This window comes from Pseudomonas sp. TSRC2-2, assembly GCF_049897785.1.
Lineage (GTDB): Bacteria > Pseudomonadota > Gammaproteobacteria > Pseudomonadales > Pseudomonadaceae > Aquipseudomonas.
The window spans coordinates 310,751-327,231 of the sequence record NZ_JAFCWZ010000006.1 but is presented as its reverse complement, the minus strand read 5'-3'; the positions used below and the strand labels follow the sequence as shown (position 1 = coordinate 327,231).

Here is a 16,481-nt window from a genome sequence, read left to right as displayed (position 1 = left end):
CCATGTCGATCACGAGCAAAGCGCAACGACAGCACTCCGTCGCCCATCAGGGTTTCCGCCCAAACAGCGCGCTATGGACAATTTGTTCAAAAACGAGCTGCACACCCTCGCCTTTTCGCAGATCGGTAAATACTGAAGCGCGATCGGAACGTGCTGCGGCTACGTCCGCTCTGAAGCGCGTCATATCGACATCGACATGAGGTGCCAAATCAATCTTATTGACGACTAGCAGGTCTGCCCTTAACAGGCCTAACCCATTCTTCCGAGGAATGTCGTCTCCGCCGGCAACATCAATGACGAAAGCCCACCAGTCCACGAGCTCGCTAGAAAATGTAGCGGCTAGATTATCTCCCCCGCTTTCGATGAGAATCACGTCAGGCTGAAAGCGCTGCTCCAGCCAAGCTGCTGCCTCAAGATTTACCGAAGGGTCCTCGCGGATAGCAGTATGCGGGCAAGCCCCGCTTTCAACCCCAAGAACACGCTCAGGATCGATGAGGCCGGAGCGCTGAACACGTTCTGCGTCCTCGTGAGTAACCAGATCATTAGTGATCACGGCGACAGAGATTCCTCGCGCGGCGAACAAGGGGAGCAATCGCTCGACCAGGCGCGTCTTGCCACTGCCTACCGGCCCTCCGAAACCTAAACGCACTGCAGTCAAAGGTTTGCACTCCTTATTTCAACATATATGATTGGCCGAGAGAGACCTGCGATGTGGGAGGGCTGTCGATGGCCTGTCCATCGATGTAAACCCGAAAGTTTTCAGGGTCGACGTCAATTTTAGGTAACACATCATTCAGCACCATATCGCGTTTAGTGAGACGGCGCGTGTCGGCCACTGGACGCAAGGTAGCTTTCAAATCGAGTCGTTGGGCCACCCCGGCTGCGATGGCAGATGGAGAGACAAAACGCACGCCGAGTGACTGCGGAGCGCGACCAAAGTACCCCCACATCGGGCGATAACGCACAGGTTCGCAGGTCATAAGAGAAGCGTTAGCCTCGCCCAAGGGAGCCCAGACAGGGAAGCCAGATTTCAATACTAGTTCCGGTTTGATGCCAAAGCTGTCCGGCTTCCAAAAAATAAGGTCTGCGAGCTTTCCAGGCTCAATCGAGCCCACTTCATCTGCGATGCCGAACATAAGGGCAGGATTGGTAGTATACTTGGCGATATAGCGACGAATTCGGAAATTGTCCGCACCGCTGCCGCTATCCTCGGGCAAAGCGCCCCGTAACTCGCGCATGGTGTCAGCAAGCTGCCAACAGCGAGCGATGGTTTCACCGATGCGCCCCATCCCCTGGCTGTCGGAACCGATCGCGCTGATCGCTCCCATGTCGTGCAGAACGTCTTCGGCGCCAATGGTTTCTTTTCGAATCCGACTTTCCGCAAACGCCACGTCCTCAGGCAAACGTGGATTGAGATGATGGCTCGTCATCGCCATGTCGAAATGTTCATCAAACGTGTTGATGGTGAATGGATTCGTAGGGTTCGTAGATGAGGGCAGTACATTCGATATGCCGCACATGCGGATGATGTCTGGCGCGTGCCCACCCCCGGCGCCCTCGACGTGATAGGCGTGAATGCACCGTCCGGCCATGGCGCGCAGAGTGTGCTCTACAAATCCTGATTCGTTCAGAGTGTCTGCGTGCAAGTGGATCTGCCCACCGCCGATCTCCGCGGCCTTCAAGGCGGCATCGATGATGGCCGGAGTCGCGCCCCAATCCTCATGGATTTTCAAACCCGCTGCGCCTGCAGCAAGCTGTTCGAGCAGAGGCTCGACGGCATGCGAGGCCGCTTTTGCAATGAAACCGAAGTTTATCGGAAAGGCCTCAGCTGCTTGGAGCATTAGCCCCAGGTTAGTTGTGCCTGTCGACGCAATGGGAACCGTAGTGGGTCCGAGCCCTCCTCCCATCAGCGTGGTGAACCCCGCCGAAAGAGCTTCATCCACCTGTCCCGGATCAATAAAATGCACGTGGCAGTCGATTCCGCCCGCCGTAACGATATGTCCTTCCGCGGCCCGGACATCCGTGTTCACGCCCACCGTGAGCCCTGGCGTTACGCCATCCATAAGATTGGGGTCGCCAGCCTTGCCGATTCCTACGATCCGGCCATTCTTAATGCCGATGTCGGCCTTGATGATGCCCGCAACGGCGTCGATGATCAGAGCGTTGGTTATGATCAGGTCCAAAATGCCGTCGGCAGCGGTCAGCACACCGTCACAACCGGTGCCCCCTCGTACCGTCTTGCCCGCGCCAAAGACTAACTCATCGCCCCCTACACAGAAATCGCGCTCCACCTTCGCCCAAAGGCCAGTGTCGCCTAGCCGTACGCAGTCTCCTTCCGTAGGACCGTACAGTGATACATATCTAGAGCGCTCAATAGACTGAGCCATACCCTACTCCTGTAAAAAACTTTCCAACCGGATCATCGCGGCAGAGCGCACTGTTGGGTCATCCAAGGCCCCGTTCACTAGGCCTGCCAGACCATATACAACTCGGGCTCCCCCAATAGCCACCAAGTCAACCAGGCGGGTGTCTCCCGGCTCGAAGCGCACCGTGGTTGCAGCTGGGACGTCGAGCCGGAACCCGTAGGCGGCGGCACGATCGAAGCGCAGGGCTGGATTGACCTCGAAGAAGTGATAGTGCGATCCAAGCTGAATGGGCCGGTCCGCGGTGCTTTGGACACGCAAGGTCACCGTTGGCCGATCCGTATTGATTATCACCGGCTGCTCACCCAGGCGCCAGCGGGGCCGGTGAGGCGCGCCAGCGACAGTGGATTTGCCTGGGCCGATGGGGTCGTGTATGCAAACCAGCTTTTGACCGTCCGGGAAGAAACCCTCGACCATGACTGCATCGAGGCGCTCTGATACCCCTTCCATCACGTCGTCTTCAGTCAACAGCCCGGACGCGATCGAGACCATCTCGGTAACCGTACCTCCTCCGCGCGCACCTTCGCAGACGGTATCCGCAATAATCGCGCGTGCCTCGGGCTCGCTGAGTAAAAGGCCGCGCGCCTGGCGCGATCGCGCCAGTTCAGCAGCCTGGCGCAAAAGAAGTCGATCCACCTCACGGGGCAGTAAACGCATCATTCTCTTCCTGTCTTGGTCGGCCTGCTTGCGCCTTTAACACCGTAGTGGCCGTTTTGGAACCATAACCACATGGTCCGTCGCGAATGCCGGTCAAACGGCCAGGTGATTCGAGAGAGTTTGGGTCGAGACAACATCCTCAACGTCCCCTTGTTCTACAATCTCGCCGAGCTTGAGCACCATAAAGCGATTAGCGACCGACAGCGCAAAGTCGAGGTTCTGCTCCACAAGCAAGACCGCAATGCCCAGCTCATCCCGTGCTCGGATAAGGACCTCGCCCATGCGGTCGACCATCGCAGGCTGCAACCCTTCACTGACTTCGTCAATAAGCATCAACTTTGGCTGGGCGATTAGGCCACGCGACATCAACAGCATCTTTTGCTCGCCCCCAGACAACGTTCCGGCCCGCTGTTTTAGGCGCTCGAGCATTCGGGGGAAAAGGGTTTCGAGAGAAGGCAGGCGCTCGTGGAAAAGCCGGTTCGAAGCTACGCCCAGCCGGAGATTCTCTTCGACCGTCAGATCGGGAAAAAGCGTGTGCTCTTGGGGGGTATGAGCCACACCGGAGCGTGCCATCATGTGCGGTCGGATGTTCGTAACATCATCCCCGTCCAGCGAGACAGTACCGCTGAACGGACTTACGAAGCCCATGATTGTTTTCAGCAGGGTGGACTTACCCATACCGTTCTTTCCTAGCACAACGACTATCTCGCCCTTGGAAACGCTCAGTGAAATGTTTCGCAGTACAGCAGCTGTGCCGTAACCACTGGTGAGCCCCTCGACGCTCAGAAGCTCTTGGTTCATGCTACCGCCTCCTTTTGTAGGCCTGTATAGGCAGCTTTAACCAAGTCCGACGCCACTACCTCTTCAACAGTCCCTTCCATCAAGATCGCACCTTGATGCAAAACGACCACTCGATTGCAGATAGCACGCACGAAGTCGAGATCATGCTCTATAAGCATAATGCACAAGCCGAATTCCTGCGTCAGGCGCGTGAGCACCGCGCCGATGGCCATGCGTTCAGGCCGGGTCAAGCCTGCAGTCGGCTCGTCAAGTAGGAGTACTGACGGCTCAGTTGCCAGCACCATCGCCAATTCCAGTCCCCGCTTCATTCCGTGCGATAAGTTGCGCGTCTCCTCCGCTAGCATCTTATCGAGGCCCGTGGTCTTCAGAATGTCTAGCGCTGGCTGGGGAAGCGAAACGGTTTCGCGCCTGTCGAACAACTTTGCACCATCGATTCGATAACGAGCCAACTGGAGGCATTCACCGACGGTTAGAGTGTCGAATAGATTTGTATTCTGGAAACTGCGTCCCACCCCAAGTCCAACGATATCTTGGGGCGATCCCCGCGCTATTTCGACGTTGTTGACTCGAACAGCACCGCCGGTGCGCTCGTTGCCATCACTAATGCAACGCATCAATGTCGTCTTACCAGCCCCGTTGGGTCCAATAATTCCTAGCAGCTCAGTGCCGTGCGCATCCAAGTTCACATCACGCAGGACCTGTAAGCTCCCATAACGACGAGATACTTGGCTCAGGCATAGGGGCGGCGCATCTCCGAAAGATGCTTGCAGCATCCGGCCCGCTGGCGCCGGGTTAAGCCTGATAGCGTGAGTTTTCGGGACATGCTTGGGCCTTAGCTTACGCCATAATGCGCCTATCAACGGCGCCAGCCCTCGGGGCAGGAGCACAATGACCAAAACAAAAGCGACGCCTGTCAAAAGCTTCCAGACAAAAGGCATAGCGCCGGATAGCCATGAGGAGATTGTATCGATCCCGATCGCCGCGAAGACCGGCCCCAGTAACGTGGCCCTCCCGCCAAGTGCGGTCCAAATAAGTAGCTCCGTGCCCAGCTGAAATCCTGCCATTTCGGGAGCAACAACATTGGAGAAAGCCGCATAGCCGAAGCCCGCTACAGACGCCACCATGCCGGCGAATACCATCAACATAGTCTTGATGCGAGAGACGGGGATACCCAGATAGGCGCTACGCTCTTCGTTCTCACGTATGGCTATGAGGACCCTACCAAAATCGCTACGCACCAAAAGCCAGCCGGCCGTAGTCGTGAGCACCAAAAAGCCCCCTGCAATCCAGAACCAAACTTTCAAGTCCCAGTAATATGTTGGGAATCCTGAAAGCCCGCTCGATGATCCCGTAAAGCTGCCTCCTGAATATATTATCTGGGTCAGCACAATGGGCAATGCTAGCGTTATTATGGAAGAATACAGAGGCGATGAACCATGAAAGAAAGCCAGCCATCCAACAGCAGCAGCAACGATTGCAGCCGTGCCAAGCGCAACAGCTAGCGCGGCAAGTGCCCATCCAGGGCCGAATCCGTAATGGGTGAAGATCAGCCCGCAGGCATAAGCTCCAATGCCAAAAAAGGCCGACTGACCGAATGTTAGAACACCCGTATACCCCCAAAGTATGTCGACAGTCATCACCACTGCCGCAACAAACAATGTACGGATCAAAATATTTGTTAGATAGACATCGAGGAAGAGCGGCGCTACAGCGATAATGGCCAAGCCTGAAAGGCACCCAATCAATGCAGCACGATGTGTGTAAGACATAGAAAGGCGATTATCAGGCACGGCTAAACCCCTTCGGCTTTAAACGCAGAATCAGTGCAGCAAGAACAACGATAGTCATGCCGCCGAGAATGGGACTGATGTAAGTGCTGACAAGGACCTGCGACCCTCCAAGTAGCAGCGAAGCGACCAACAAGCTCGGAAACGAAACGCCCGAAATCATCACTAGCATAAAGCTATTCACCAACCAAGGCAGTCCCATGTTTGGATCGACCGAGAGCAATGGGGTGATTAACGCTCCGGCTGCGCACGCTAGTCCTGCACCCAAGCCGAAAGTTATGGATCGAACATTCGCGCTATCTATACCTAAGCCCCTAGCCAGCGGTTCATTGGCAATGACTGCACGTGCATTCAATCCGAAGCGGGTGAAGCTCAACAAAGCACTAAGCGCAACTGCCAACACTATGGCAATAGCTAGCATGGCCAGCCGATATCCAGAGTATTCACTTCCAAAAACATCTATCGTACCTAGAATCGGTGAGGGCACGAACTGCACGCCCCGCCCGAAAGTCAATGCAAATACTTGCCCGATAACAATGCCTAGTCCCCATGTGGCCAATATCGCATCCAACGGCCGATGATAAAGCGGTCTGATAATAGTTCGTTCAATCACGAGCCCCGCCAAGAGCCCCAAGATGGCCGCCGCCGGGACAGCGAGCCATGGGTTGAGGCCAGCAGCGCCGACAAGATAAGCTATGTATCCGCCAGTGGTCAAAAATGCTCCATGAGCAAAATTGATGAGCTTCATTACACCGAGGATGATCATGAGGCCCGTCGAAACCACGAACAAAATTGCGGCAGTCGTCAAAATGTCAAGCGCTAAAGCCTCCACGTTGTGTCTCCCGTTACTTGTTAGCGAATTGCGGACACTGTTCGCCCGGGTCAACTTTTGGGAACGATTTGACGAGCTGAACTGAACCATCAGCAGCGACGCGGCCCAAATACATATTGAGCGACGCATGACGTTGCTTATTCATGATGACGGAGCCGCGGGGCCCTTCCACAGTCACTTCCCCTAGCGCTTGTATAACAGCAGTAGAATCAGTCGAGCCGGCCTTTTCGACAGCCGCCGCGTACGCATATATGGCTTCGTACTGCGGCACCGACAACTCGTTCGGCGTCTCGGCGCTGCTTCCGAACTTCTTCTCGATCGCTTCAAGGAAGGCTTTATTCGCATCGGTCTCTAGGCTTGAGAGGTAAGATGCGACGATGTATATCCCCTCGGCGTTATCACCCATGCTTTTGGCTGTGCCTTCATCGAGGGCGTAGTTACCATAGGGGATCGAGATACCTGCAGCGCGCAGCTGCCTGGTGAGCGTCACGTTTGGCGCGCCGCCGGCCGTTGACGTAATCAAGGCGTCCGGATTGGCCGAACGTAGTTGAGAAATGATTGCGGTCCAATCTGATCCATCCATGGGCAAGTACGCCTCGCCCACCACACTGCCTCCTTTACTCTCGACGTACTCTCGAGTGTACTGCAGCATGCCGCGACCAAAGGCATAATCGCTGCCAATCAGGAAAAACTTCTTGGCCTCGTTCTCGGCCATAAAATGGTCGACAACCGGGGCGACCTGCTGCTCTGGCACCCAGGCATTGATGTACATCCAAGGAGAGCATGAGCGCCCTTCGTAAAATGATGTGTAGATGAGGGGGACCCTGCCGCGATTGACGATTGGTAAGCCGGCATTTCTGGCAGCCGTAGTTTCCATTGCTACAATGCCGTCAACTTTCCGTTGAAAAACGAGACTGTCATAGGCGCGCTGAGCGCCTTGAGCTCCTGATCCGTCATCAGCAATTTCAAGCCGCAGCTGACGACCCAAGACTCCCCCTTGCGAATTTATCTCCTCGACAGCTAACTCCGAGGCTTGGACGACCGAAGGTGCAACGACACTGTTTGCGCCGCTTAGACCTACTGGTATACCTATTTTTATAGGTTCGGCTGCATATGCTGAAGCTCCCACCGAGAGACCGATACCAAGTAAAAGTGTACGTATTTTCATCGCTCTGCCTCTAACTTTGCCAGGTTAATCTGGATATCTGCGCCTAAATTCTCGCCGTATACATCTGTTCGTCTATCTGTTAGCGGGTGATTGACACTGTTCCAGCTGGGTTCGCACCTAGGGTCCATATCCACTTCCCCGATGAGGATCTTTTCTTCACTTTCAGAGCACGGCCCGGCTACAGGCCAGCCTGAACGATTGATGATTACGCTATTCCCTAAGAATCGTTGCCCACGCTCAATGCCCACCCTGTCAGCGCATGCAATGACTATCGAATTACTGTGAGCCGCGGCCATATGAAGAATGTTTGCCATTATTGGGTGGCCTGCCGGTTGCTCTGGCATGGGCACCCAGTTGGTTGGCACACATACTATCTCTGCACCTTGGCAGGCCGACAGACGAAACATCTCAGGGAACCAACCGTCGTAGCAAATAACGACACTGATCCGGCCCACTAGAGTATCGAACACGGGTAGACCACGATCGCCCGGCTTGAAATAGAGCTTCTCATCTGCCCATAGGTGAAGCTTGCGGTAAACCCCTAGCACGCCTGAAGGGTCGATGATAACTGCGCTGTTATAGAGACAATTTCCGTCGCGCTCTACTAGCCCGGCAACGATTGTCACTTCTAGCCGGCGAGCTGCTTCGACCCAGGCATTAGTAGTAGGCCCTTCAGGCACACGCTCGGATAATGCGAGAGTTTCTTCCCGCGACTGAAAGATATAGCCGGTGCTGCATAACTCTGGCAAAACTATCAAGCGAGCGCCGTAGCCGGCAGCCTGCTCAATCAGGTCGATGCTGCGTGTGACGTTGTGCTCGACCTCGCCAAACTTTGGTTCAAACTGGATGCAGGCAATTTTCAGCTTTTGTGGGCTCTGGTCGGGACCAGAGTGACCAAGGGGACTAAGCATCAGATCAGCTCCTCCGACCGGTCGCGCGCCGAAATAGCGCACTACAAAACCAGAACACAACCGCTACCGCTTCATAAGGGATATTTGATTTCCGGGATGATCAATGAATATTTCGCCAACCGATATATCAAACGAATCAGAACGATAGCTGCGCGCTCCTGACATAAGCAACGGGCGTGCCACCCTGGTAAGCGAATTAAACATCCTTGGTTTTTGGGGGCTTTACGACCGAAAGTACGGGAAACGATACGCTGTTTCGATTGCGCCTTCCTCGGTAGCCGCGCCGATTTAGGTCAAGCGACGCACCGCAGTGGCACATTGATGGGAAAGGTTGCGTTCAGAAGATGCACGGCGTACGACCTCTACCGCATCTTGCGCGAGGAGCTGGGCTAACGGCAGCGCCGTCGCCAGTTTTCCTTTCTTAGGGCATTCAAAGGTATCCCACCCCACCGGGCAGGAAGTTGACAATGTTTACATGCATGCTCCCCTTTGCCGAAATCCATGTAATGGAGCACGGCCTATACGTGTTGGAAGGCAAGGCGGTGTACCTGCTGAACAAGCATTGGGTCGAGTTGGAGGCCGGCGACTATATGTGGCTGCGCGCCTTCTGTCCGCAAGCTTGCTACGCTGGTGGTCCAGGCCCATTCCGCTATCTGCTGTACAAGGATGCGAACCGGCATATGAGGCTGCCGACCTACGGCCGCAGGAACAAGCTTATCGACGATGGGCCAATCTCTAATAAAGCTTCGCTGTTGGCGCTATAATGTTTGCTGCCTTCGGCGCCTTGAGCAACCGTCGCCGGATCGAGTACTTCATCATCAACAGTGAGCGCACTCGCCGATACATGGTTCGGTCAAGGCCGCTACAGCATGCATGTCGGATTTGATACTGTTCCAAACTGCGGAAGGGACGGGCATAAAAACTCCTTAAAACTGTTTTGCGTCTCCAAGGTTGCCGAAGAGCTTGGAAAACTCGGATGCACTGCTATCCACTCTACACAGCGTTACGAAGAAGAGCCGTACGGGCAGTAAGCGCTCCATAAACCCCGTCCTAGCGGACGGGGTTGTTTTCAGGAAGCAGCTGGCGCTGGCGAGCAGTTCCACGGCAACAGCGCTTCGTAGCCTTCGACGCTGTTGACCTGAGGCAGGCGCTCAAGGATGTGGCGCAGGTAGGCGTAGGGCTCCTGGCCATTGGCTTTGGCGGTTTCGATCAGACTATAGATCTGTGCGCTGGCCGTGGCGCCTTTGGGTGTGTCGCTGAACAGCCAGTTTTTGCGGCGGATGACGAACGGGCGGATGGCGTTCTCGGCGCGGTTGTTGTCGATGGGCAGGTTTCCGCCTTCGATGTAGCGCTCCAGGCGGCTCCAGTTGTTGGCCAAGTAGTTCACCGCCTTGCCCAGGGAGGTCTGTCCGGCGACCTGCGGCTGGGCTTTGTCGAGCCAGGCTTTGAGCTGGTCGAGCACGGGTTGACTGCGCTGTTGGCGGGCGCTCAGGCGTTCATAACGGAGAATGAAGGCGTTTAGCTCGGAGATTGGCCCGACTCGCTGAGCACATCGCACTACCATTTCCTATCAACTATTTTGTATAGCTCATCAAGGCCGGGTAAGCTCAAAAAAGCAGATGGGTCTGCTCGTTTAACCGCCCCAAGTGAGTTGATCCTCTGTGTAGTGTGAATTAGTACGCATGCATTCTTGGCTCTAGTGATACCCACGTAGTGCAAATTCAAATCCTGCTCTAAATCTGGGTAAACTCGATCATTGTAGTTTGCGCCTGGCACGCGCTTGGGAAAGACCCATTCGACTAAATCAAGATGGATGACAATATCGAATTCAAGGCCTTTGGATTTATGAAGAGTCATGCACTGGACTTGATCGTCAGTAGCCGGCAGGTATTGGTTTAACAATTCAGGGTCATTTATTATCTTCCTAAGTGCGTTTACTTCAAATTTAGTGGCCGGGATGTCAAGTAACAATTGAGATGCTGCTAAAAGCGTGTCTGCAAGATCTTCGAGCGCAACGGTTCTAACACTCTTAACTGCATCCCTAAGCGCTTTCAATCGGTCGCGACGGATATCGCCGGCTGGGTTGTATAAATTCACTATGTCATCTACCAGCATGCTTTTGTCGAATTTGAATTCGAGCAGCATAACCCATAGCTGGGAGGTTTTTGACTCAATTCCACTGAGGTCATCCTCTGTGTATATCTTGCAAGGGATAGCTAGCTTCTCTCTTATTCGCTCCAGACCTTTATTGTAGCGGACAAGAACTGCCACATCCGAGAGATTCTTGACAGGGTATTTTTTTATAATACTCGGTATGATGTTGTTAAGCTTTAAAGCGACATCTAGTTCGGCTCCCTCCACTTCACATTGATACACTCGAAGTTCTTCACCCTGCTCAACCTCGAAGTCTTCATCAAATAGGCGATTTGCATAATTTGAAATTGAAGGATGGCATCTATGGTTGGTTGATACTGTAAGGTGATTAAAGGTGGGCAAATTAATGAGTTGCTTTAAAAACTCAGGACTGCTTTTTCGCCAGCCATAAATTGATTGCTGAATATCGCCAACGCAAACGCCTCGAATTCCGATATCTAGTAATAAGAGGAATAAATCATGTTGTGCTGAAGATGAGTCTTGATACTCATCTATGTAAGCCGTTGTGTACCGAGCTTTCAAGTAATTACGGCAAGATTTGGAATTTTTCACTATGTGGCTGGCCAAAAAGGGTATGCTTGGGAAATAGATACACCCCAAATCGTACAATTCCTTGAGTGCCGGCATGTAATCATCTATGTTCTCCGCGCCAAGCTCACCAAGCTGGTTTGCGGTCTCAATTATTATTGAGATTTCTTCCTCTGATAGTTCATTCTTGAACTTTGGCACCAAATTATCAGGGCTGGAGCCAAAAATGAACTTGGAAAAGGGAAATATGATCTCCGAGAGGCAGAATGCATCAATGGTTCCAAAGAAGCTTGATTTGGTTTCTTTGCCACCACGATTACACCGGCGCGCCAATTCCTTGCTGGCTTTTCGTGTAAAGGTAATGGCTATAACGCCTTGATGCCTTTTCAGATCTTCGAGTTCGTTTCTGATTTTTTCTGATATTACTGTTGTTTTTCCACTGCCAGGGCAGGCTGTGATAATCAGGTTCCCCGAATGATCTATCGCGGTTATTTGTTGCTTGGTTAATTTGATCATTGCTCACTCCTTTGCCTGTTCTAAGCAATGGAGCAGAGCGCGTGCGATTTCTCCGTGCCCTATGTTTACCAGCCTTTCGCTGTACTTGCTAAGAAATTCCCGCATCCTAATAGCCTTCTTATCCTGTAGGTAGGCTATGGCCAAAGGTAGGTTAGGGCGAGCAGAATAATTGAGTAACTCGTCCGGCATTTCTTCTGATAAGTCGTGCTCTAGGTCTATCTTGGATAGAAAAATTCCCTTTTTATTAACCTTTCTTGAGCACCCACTCCAGTGCCCATTCTTCATAAGATCGGCGTGAGTCGTGGTGGCCGGCGCGTGATCTATCTTTTTTAGACCTGCTAGGGTTAGACACCGGTTAATACCAGCCAGGTTCTTGTACGGCTTCTTGTTTTTCGTGATGTCCGAGATGTCGTTATCTGTTCTGATTGTCCAGGGGATTTCCATTGCGTTTAAAATGCTGGCATAAACCTTGAACTGAACTCCATCAACACTAAGGATGGAGATATTGTAATAATCAAGATCTATTTCTAGGGCTTTGGCTAGCTCTGTATAAAACAGTTGCTCGGATGGGCCTTCTACGAGGAATACGCTTTTGGCAAAGAAAGCCTCCGCAGGGAGAATGCTCATCCGATAGCCAAGCTTGTCCCATGCAGTATTGATACATTTCGAACATCCATTGCTTGCAGCATAGCTTTTTCCGGACTTTGATTTAACGTGAACGATTGACTCAGGAGAGAATCTTGCGGTGATCTGTGGGGAGTGACTTGTAATGAAGGTCTGCCCGGGTAGTTCAGATATGAGATAGTCGGCTAGTTTTCTTTGCTGATGGGGGTGAAGATGTGCTTCCGGCTCTTCGATGCAATAAAAAACCACTTCACTTTCAGGGTCGAATTCTCGTTCGCTTTTTGCCTTCCAGAGTGAAAGAAGAATTTGATTATTCCTCCCATCTCCCCCAAGGGATACTCTTGAACCTGCCGCACTCGCTCCAAGCTTGAGGTTATCGATGAACTGCTGCGTTTCTATGGCGCCGGAATCAAGGTGTACAGAGTACGCAGATAAGTTATGTGAAAGCTTAGATAGTTCGTTGTTCACCGCGTCAGTAGCACCTTTGACATAGTGCAGTTCACGAACATGCTTGTTGATGGTGGTCAGTCTTTTTTCGATAGTTTGTAGTTTTGCTTTATCTTCTTCAGCCTCTTTTTTGGTGCGATTTTCTTGAGAGATCTTGAGGAGTTGTCTCTTTTCTGTGCTAATAAATTTTTCTAGATCTCTTTGCGACTTCACATATCTTAAATTAAGATACTTTAAGTAAAATCGGCCAGCAATCTCATCAAGCTCATCGCTATCCGGGCCGCAATAAAGTGAGTAGCTGAGATCACCTCGCTTTGCAGAGTACCTAAGGACGCATTTTTCATCTTCCCCCACACTGCCCTTTAGCGTGGACAATACGGCATCTTCCTTGACCTCTTTAAAATGAATGTCTATGGAAATGGTTTCGGATTGTTTACCGCCTGGTTCGAAATGAAAGTCTGTCTCTGAGGGCTCCAATTCGCTTTCTGGCAAGCTTTTGTCTAGAAGCAGGCGCATGGCGTGAACTAGGTTGGTTTTGCCACTGTCGTTTGCGCCGATTATCAAGGTGCTCTTGTTGAAATTTATCGTGGCGTTTAGATAGTTTCGAAAGCCGACTATTGAAATTTTCTCAATTTCCATTTGTTTCCCTTGTCTACGAGAGCCATTCCATTCATATGGCAGATAAGGCTAGCGATGGTGGCGAAAGAATGTCACGTGAAGATGACGCTGCCTAGCAAGAATCTAGGCCAAAGGGAGCATCACACCAACAGACCGAAGCCGGTAGCTGCTTTGGAGCCAGCTGTCACTGTGTAGAGGGTGTTAGAGGTGAGGGGGCCCGTCTGACTTCTACTGAGCACCAGCAGGTTGAACGTGGCAAATGTAGTGCCGCTAACAAAGGAGTCAACGCCGTCGCCCCGATCTCCCTAGCCAAGGTGGTCTCCAAACAGTGCTAAATAATGCGAAGGGATTAATACAGGCTGCTCAGGACTGAATCAACCCTGGATCCGAAGACACTTTATGAGCGCTCCCATTGGGTAGCGGCTCTTTGCAAGTGACCGCTATTGGCCGATTCTGTTGAAAAAGTAGCGGCCTCTCCATGCCGTTGGCAAAATTGCTCTGTCAGCGAGCGTGGGGGCGAACAGCATGATGGGGCAGTTACCGGGAGGACAGCAGCGCCTGTTCTACTCGTTCAACCTAGAAGATCACGTCCCGGCTCAACACCTCCTGCGCAGCATCGACCAGTGCCTGGATCTTAGTGATCTGCGCGCCTACCTGGCGGACTTCTATAGTCCCATCGGACGCCCCTCGATTGACCCGGAATTGATGGTGCGCATGCTGGTCGTCGGCTACTGCTATGGCATTCGTTCCGAGCGGCGATTGTGCGAAGAGGTGCACCTGAACCTGGCCTATCGCTGGTTCTGCCGGCTGGGTCTGGAAGACGAAGTCCCCAATCACTCGACCTTCTCGAAGAATCGCCATGGGCGTTTTCGTGACAGCGATCTGTTCCGCTGGTTGTTCAATGAGGTGCTGCGGCGTTGCATGGCAGCCGGCCTAGTCAAGGGCGAAGGTTTTGCCGTCGACGCTAGCATCATCAAGGCGGATGCCAGCCGGCAACGTGGGGTAGCGGGAGATGAGGTCGATTGGAACGATCCAAAGCTCAGCAGCCGCGCAGTGCGCGAGTACCTCGAAGCCCTTGATGAAGAGGCGCTGGCTGAGGCTCTTCCCAAGAAAATTTCGCTCACAGATCCTCAGTCCCGTTGGACAGCAGCGCCAGGTGGGCCGGCCTTTTTTGCCTACTCCACGAATTACCTGATCGACACTGAGCACGGTGTGATCATGGACGTGGAAGCTACCCCGGCGCACCGTACCGCCGAAGTCGATTCGACTAGGACGATGGTTGAGCGTGTCAAAGCTCAGTTCGATCTCACACCGGAACGCCTTATCGGCGATACCGCTTATGGCACCGCCCCGATGCTGGCCTGGATGGTCGAAGAAAAGGACATCGAGCCGCATGTGCCGGTGTGGGACAAGACTGAGCGCAAGGACGACAGCCTCTCCAGTAACGACTTCCACTGGAACCAGGAGGCCAATGAATACCGCTGCCCAGCCGGCAAACCACTACGCAGTGAGTGGCGCGCCTTCACCCAGAAAAGATCGCGGGTGACCAAGGCCAACACCATCATTTATCGCTCCAGCCAAACCGACTGCACTACCTGTCCGCTGAAAGCGAAATGCTGCCCCAACACGCCGAATCGGAAGATCGTCCGCAGTATCCATGAGGCTGCCCGCGATGTGGCCAGGCGCATCGCCAAGACACCGGAATACCTCGTCTCTCGCTGCGAACGAAAGAAGGTGGAGATGCTGTTCGCCCACCTCAAACGGATCATGAAACTCGATCGTTTACGACTGCGCGGCCTGACAGGTGCCACTGACGAATTCACTTTGGCGGCGGCGGTGCAGAACCTGCGACGCATGGCCAAGCTTTTGCCTCAAGGGCCACCGCTCACGGGATAGGTACGCCTGCTGAGAGCAGAAACCTTCAAATTAACCCTCAGGCCTGAGCAAGGACGCTCAGCGAAACGCCGAAAGGCAACCTGAAGTGGCTTGCAGCCACTTCGACAGCAGGCACACCTGATCGGCAGGCCGCCGCTAAACCTACTTTTTCAACAGAATCGGCCGATTGCGGCCTTTGGTAGTTCGCAGCTTTAGGTCGGTCCACCGAGCCGGGATCGCCACACCCCGTAAAAATTGACTAAAAGCTAGGTGCCCTAGGCACAGCGGTAATTGGTGCAATTTATCTGTTACAAAAAATTTGCAACAGTGAGGGTCGTTTGCGCTGCAACAGCAGCTTCAGTCACGAATCTCCGAATAACCAGCAATGATGCTATTTACGACTATGCCGAGAAAGCAACACCGGGCGAAACGACCTCCTTTGTTAAATCCGATAGCAGCCTAATAATTAGGATTGCACTATTCTGAAAAATAGAACACGTAGTCCCCGTGCCGGCTGGCGGGAACTGTCTAATCTGGCTTTTGGATTGGGACACTGACGAGCGATTGATATAGCCGCATGCGCCATGGGCCAGGAGATCTTCTTGTAATTCGCGGGATTGATGTTGCACTGGGGCTGCGTTGAAAAAAGGGTGGGTTGTGCTTACGTTCCGCTTAGGAAAGCTGCGCGTCCTAGGACCTTAATGGTTATAGAACCTGCAGCAAAATTACCGCTCCTTGGCTTTGCCCGCTGAAAATTACTGCCCCCCAGATTGGGCCCAATTGGCCGCTATTCGAAGACCTCATTCCCTAGCATTGAAACATCAGATTTCAATGTGTGGAGTGGAGATGCTTCAGATCTCGCGAGGTCGCGGCCAACAGTCGACTGCCGCAGCTGGCAGCAAGAAAAAGAACGAGTCCACCCTACAGCGCCTTATGCGTATGTATGGCGATCATATGTCCGTTGTTCAGGTCGCCGCTGAGTTGAACTATTCGGTGACCTATTTCCGGAAAAAAATCGGGGCGACCGACTATCAGCATTTGGGGTGGGTCAAGGCGATCTACCCTGCCCGTAAAAAGTCTGGACGGTTCTGGGTATATCGCACTGAGTCAGTCGCAAGCTTCCTTGATAAGGGGGTTTGA

Annotated in this window: 12 protein-coding genes and 2 pseudogenes; 3 read left to right on the top strand and 11 right to left on the bottom strand. The window is 53.0% G+C overall.

The features are described from left to right. Positions 1-46 precede the first annotated feature (46 nt). From ureG to ACP7D9_RS14715, 8 genes are all read right to left on the bottom strand, one after another. Positions 47-658, bottom strand: coding sequence for an urease accessory protein UreG (gene ureG, locus ACP7D9_RS14750; RefSeq protein WP_023092983.1), 612 nt, complete (start codon positions 656-658; stop codon positions 47-49). 13 nt (positions 659-671) lie between these two features. Then, the gene (gene ureC, locus ACP7D9_RS14745; protein ID WP_023092984.1) at positions 672-2,387 is read right to left on the bottom strand and encodes an urease subunit alpha; all 1,716 of its coding nucleotides are present in this window, start codon (positions 2,385-2,387) and stop codon (positions 672-674) included. A 3-nt stretch (positions 2,388-2,390) separates the two neighbouring features. After that, a complete protein-coding gene (locus ACP7D9_RS14740; RefSeq protein WP_023092985.1) occupies positions 2,391-3,080 on the bottom strand; it encodes an urease subunit beta in 690 nt (229 codons plus the stop codon). Positions 3,081-3,173: 93 nt separating this feature from the next. After that, on the bottom strand, positions 3,174-3,881 hold the full coding sequence (locus tag ACP7D9_RS14735; RefSeq protein ID WP_023092986.1) for an ABC transporter ATP-binding protein: 708 nt from the start codon (positions 3,879-3,881) through the stop codon (positions 3,174-3,176). Further along, positions 3,878-5,671 carry an ABC transporter permease subunit gene (locus ACP7D9_RS14730; protein WP_023092987.1) on the bottom strand — a complete coding sequence of 598 codons (1,794 nt, stop codon included), beginning with the start codon at positions 5,669-5,671 and terminating at the stop codon, positions 3,878-3,880. The genes ACP7D9_RS14735 and ACP7D9_RS14730 overlap by 4 nt, the downstream gene beginning before the upstream one ends. Further along, positions 5,664-6,500, bottom strand: a complete 837-nt coding sequence (locus ACP7D9_RS14725; RefSeq protein ID WP_023092988.1) for a branched-chain amino acid ABC transporter permease — start codon at positions 6,498-6,500, stop codon at positions 5,664-5,666. Before ACP7D9_RS14725 ends, ACP7D9_RS14730 begins: the two co-directional genes overlap by 8 nt. A gap of 13 nt (positions 6,501-6,513) precedes the next feature. Then, complete coding sequence (locus tag ACP7D9_RS14720; protein ID WP_023092989.1) at positions 6,514-7,668, bottom strand: substrate-binding protein; 1,155 nt, start codon at positions 7,666-7,668, stop codon at positions 6,514-6,516. Continuing rightward, the gene (locus tag ACP7D9_RS14715; protein ID WP_023092990.1) at positions 7,665-8,579 is read right to left on the bottom strand and encodes a nitrilase family protein; all 915 of its coding nucleotides are present in this window, start codon (positions 8,577-8,579) and stop codon (positions 7,665-7,667) included. Before ACP7D9_RS14715 ends, ACP7D9_RS14720 begins: the two co-directional genes overlap by 4 nt. A gap of 479 nt (positions 8,580-9,058) precedes the next feature. Here ACP7D9_RS14715 and ACP7D9_RS14710 point away from each other — a divergent pair. Beyond that, positions 9,059-9,343, top strand: a pseudogene (locus ACP7D9_RS14710) (cupin domain-containing protein); the annotation flags it as partial. 305 nt (positions 9,344-9,648) lie between these two features. Here ACP7D9_RS14710 and ACP7D9_RS14705 read toward each other — a convergent pair. The 3 genes and pseudogenes from ACP7D9_RS14705 to ACP7D9_RS14695 all read right to left on the bottom strand — a co-directional run. Further along, positions 9,649-10,077: pseudogene (locus ACP7D9_RS14705) on the bottom strand (IS66 family transposase); the annotation flags it as partial. Positions 10,078-10,136: 59 nt separating this feature from the next. Next, complete coding sequence (locus ACP7D9_RS14700) at positions 10,137-11,777, bottom strand: UvrD-helicase domain-containing protein (RefSeq protein ID WP_023092993.1); 1,641 nt, start codon at positions 11,775-11,777, stop codon at positions 10,137-10,139. 3 nt (positions 11,778-11,780) lie between these two features. After that, on the bottom strand, positions 11,781-13,487 hold the full coding sequence (locus ACP7D9_RS14695) for an ATP-dependent nuclease (RefSeq protein ID WP_023092994.1): 1,707 nt from the start codon (positions 13,485-13,487) through the stop codon (positions 11,781-11,783). Between the two features lie 504 nt (positions 13,488-13,991). Between ACP7D9_RS14695 and ACP7D9_RS14690 the strand changes: the two genes are divergently transcribed. Both ACP7D9_RS14690 and ACP7D9_RS14685 read left to right on the top strand, forming a co-directional pair. Next, positions 13,992-15,362 carry an IS1182-like element ISCfr1 family transposase gene (locus ACP7D9_RS14690; RefSeq protein WP_003116647.1) on the top strand — a complete coding sequence of 457 codons (1,371 nt, stop codon included), beginning with the start codon at positions 13,992-13,994 and terminating at the stop codon, positions 15,360-15,362. 825 nt (positions 15,363-16,187) lie between these two features. Next, complete coding sequence (locus ACP7D9_RS14685; protein ID WP_426158178.1) at positions 16,188-16,481, top strand: hypothetical protein; 294 nt, start codon at positions 16,188-16,190, stop codon at positions 16,479-16,481.

What these genes read in the sequence shown, in the direction of transcription:
- ACP7D9_RS14740 (WP_023092985.1), bottom strand. Translation starts at nt 3,080, where the DNA reads ATGCGTTTACTGCCCCGTGAGGTGGATCGACTTCTTTTGCGCCAGGCT.
- ACP7D9_RS14720 (WP_023092989.1), bottom strand. Translation starts at nt 7,668, where the DNA reads ATGAAAATACGTACACTTTTACTTGGTATCGGTCTCTCGGTGGGAGCT.
- ureC (WP_023092984.1), bottom strand. Translation starts at nt 2,387, where the DNA reads ATGGCTCAGTCTATTGAGCGCTCTAGATATGTATCACTGTACGGTCCT.
- ACP7D9_RS14685 (WP_426158178.1), top strand. Translation starts at nt 16,188, where the DNA reads ATGCTTCAGATCTCGCGAGGTCGCGGCCAACAGTCGACTGCCGCAGCT.
- ACP7D9_RS14700 (WP_023092993.1), bottom strand. Translation starts at nt 11,777, where the DNA reads ATGATCAAATTAACCAAGCAACAAATAACCGCGATAGATCATTCGGGG.
- ACP7D9_RS14715 (WP_023092990.1), bottom strand. Translation starts at nt 8,579, where the DNA reads ATGCTTAGTCCCCTTGGTCACTCTGGTCCCGACCAGAGCCCACAAAAG.
- ACP7D9_RS14695 (WP_023092994.1), bottom strand. Translation starts at nt 13,487, where the DNA reads ATGGAAATTGAGAAAATTTCAATAGTCGGCTTTCGAAACTATCTAAAC.
- ACP7D9_RS14735 (WP_023092986.1), bottom strand. Translation starts at nt 3,881, where the DNA reads ATGAACCAAGAGCTTCTGAGCGTCGAGGGGCTCACCAGTGGTTACGGC.
- ACP7D9_RS14690 (WP_003116647.1), top strand. Translation starts at nt 13,992, where the DNA reads ATGATGGGGCAGTTACCGGGAGGACAGCAGCGCCTGTTCTACTCGTTC.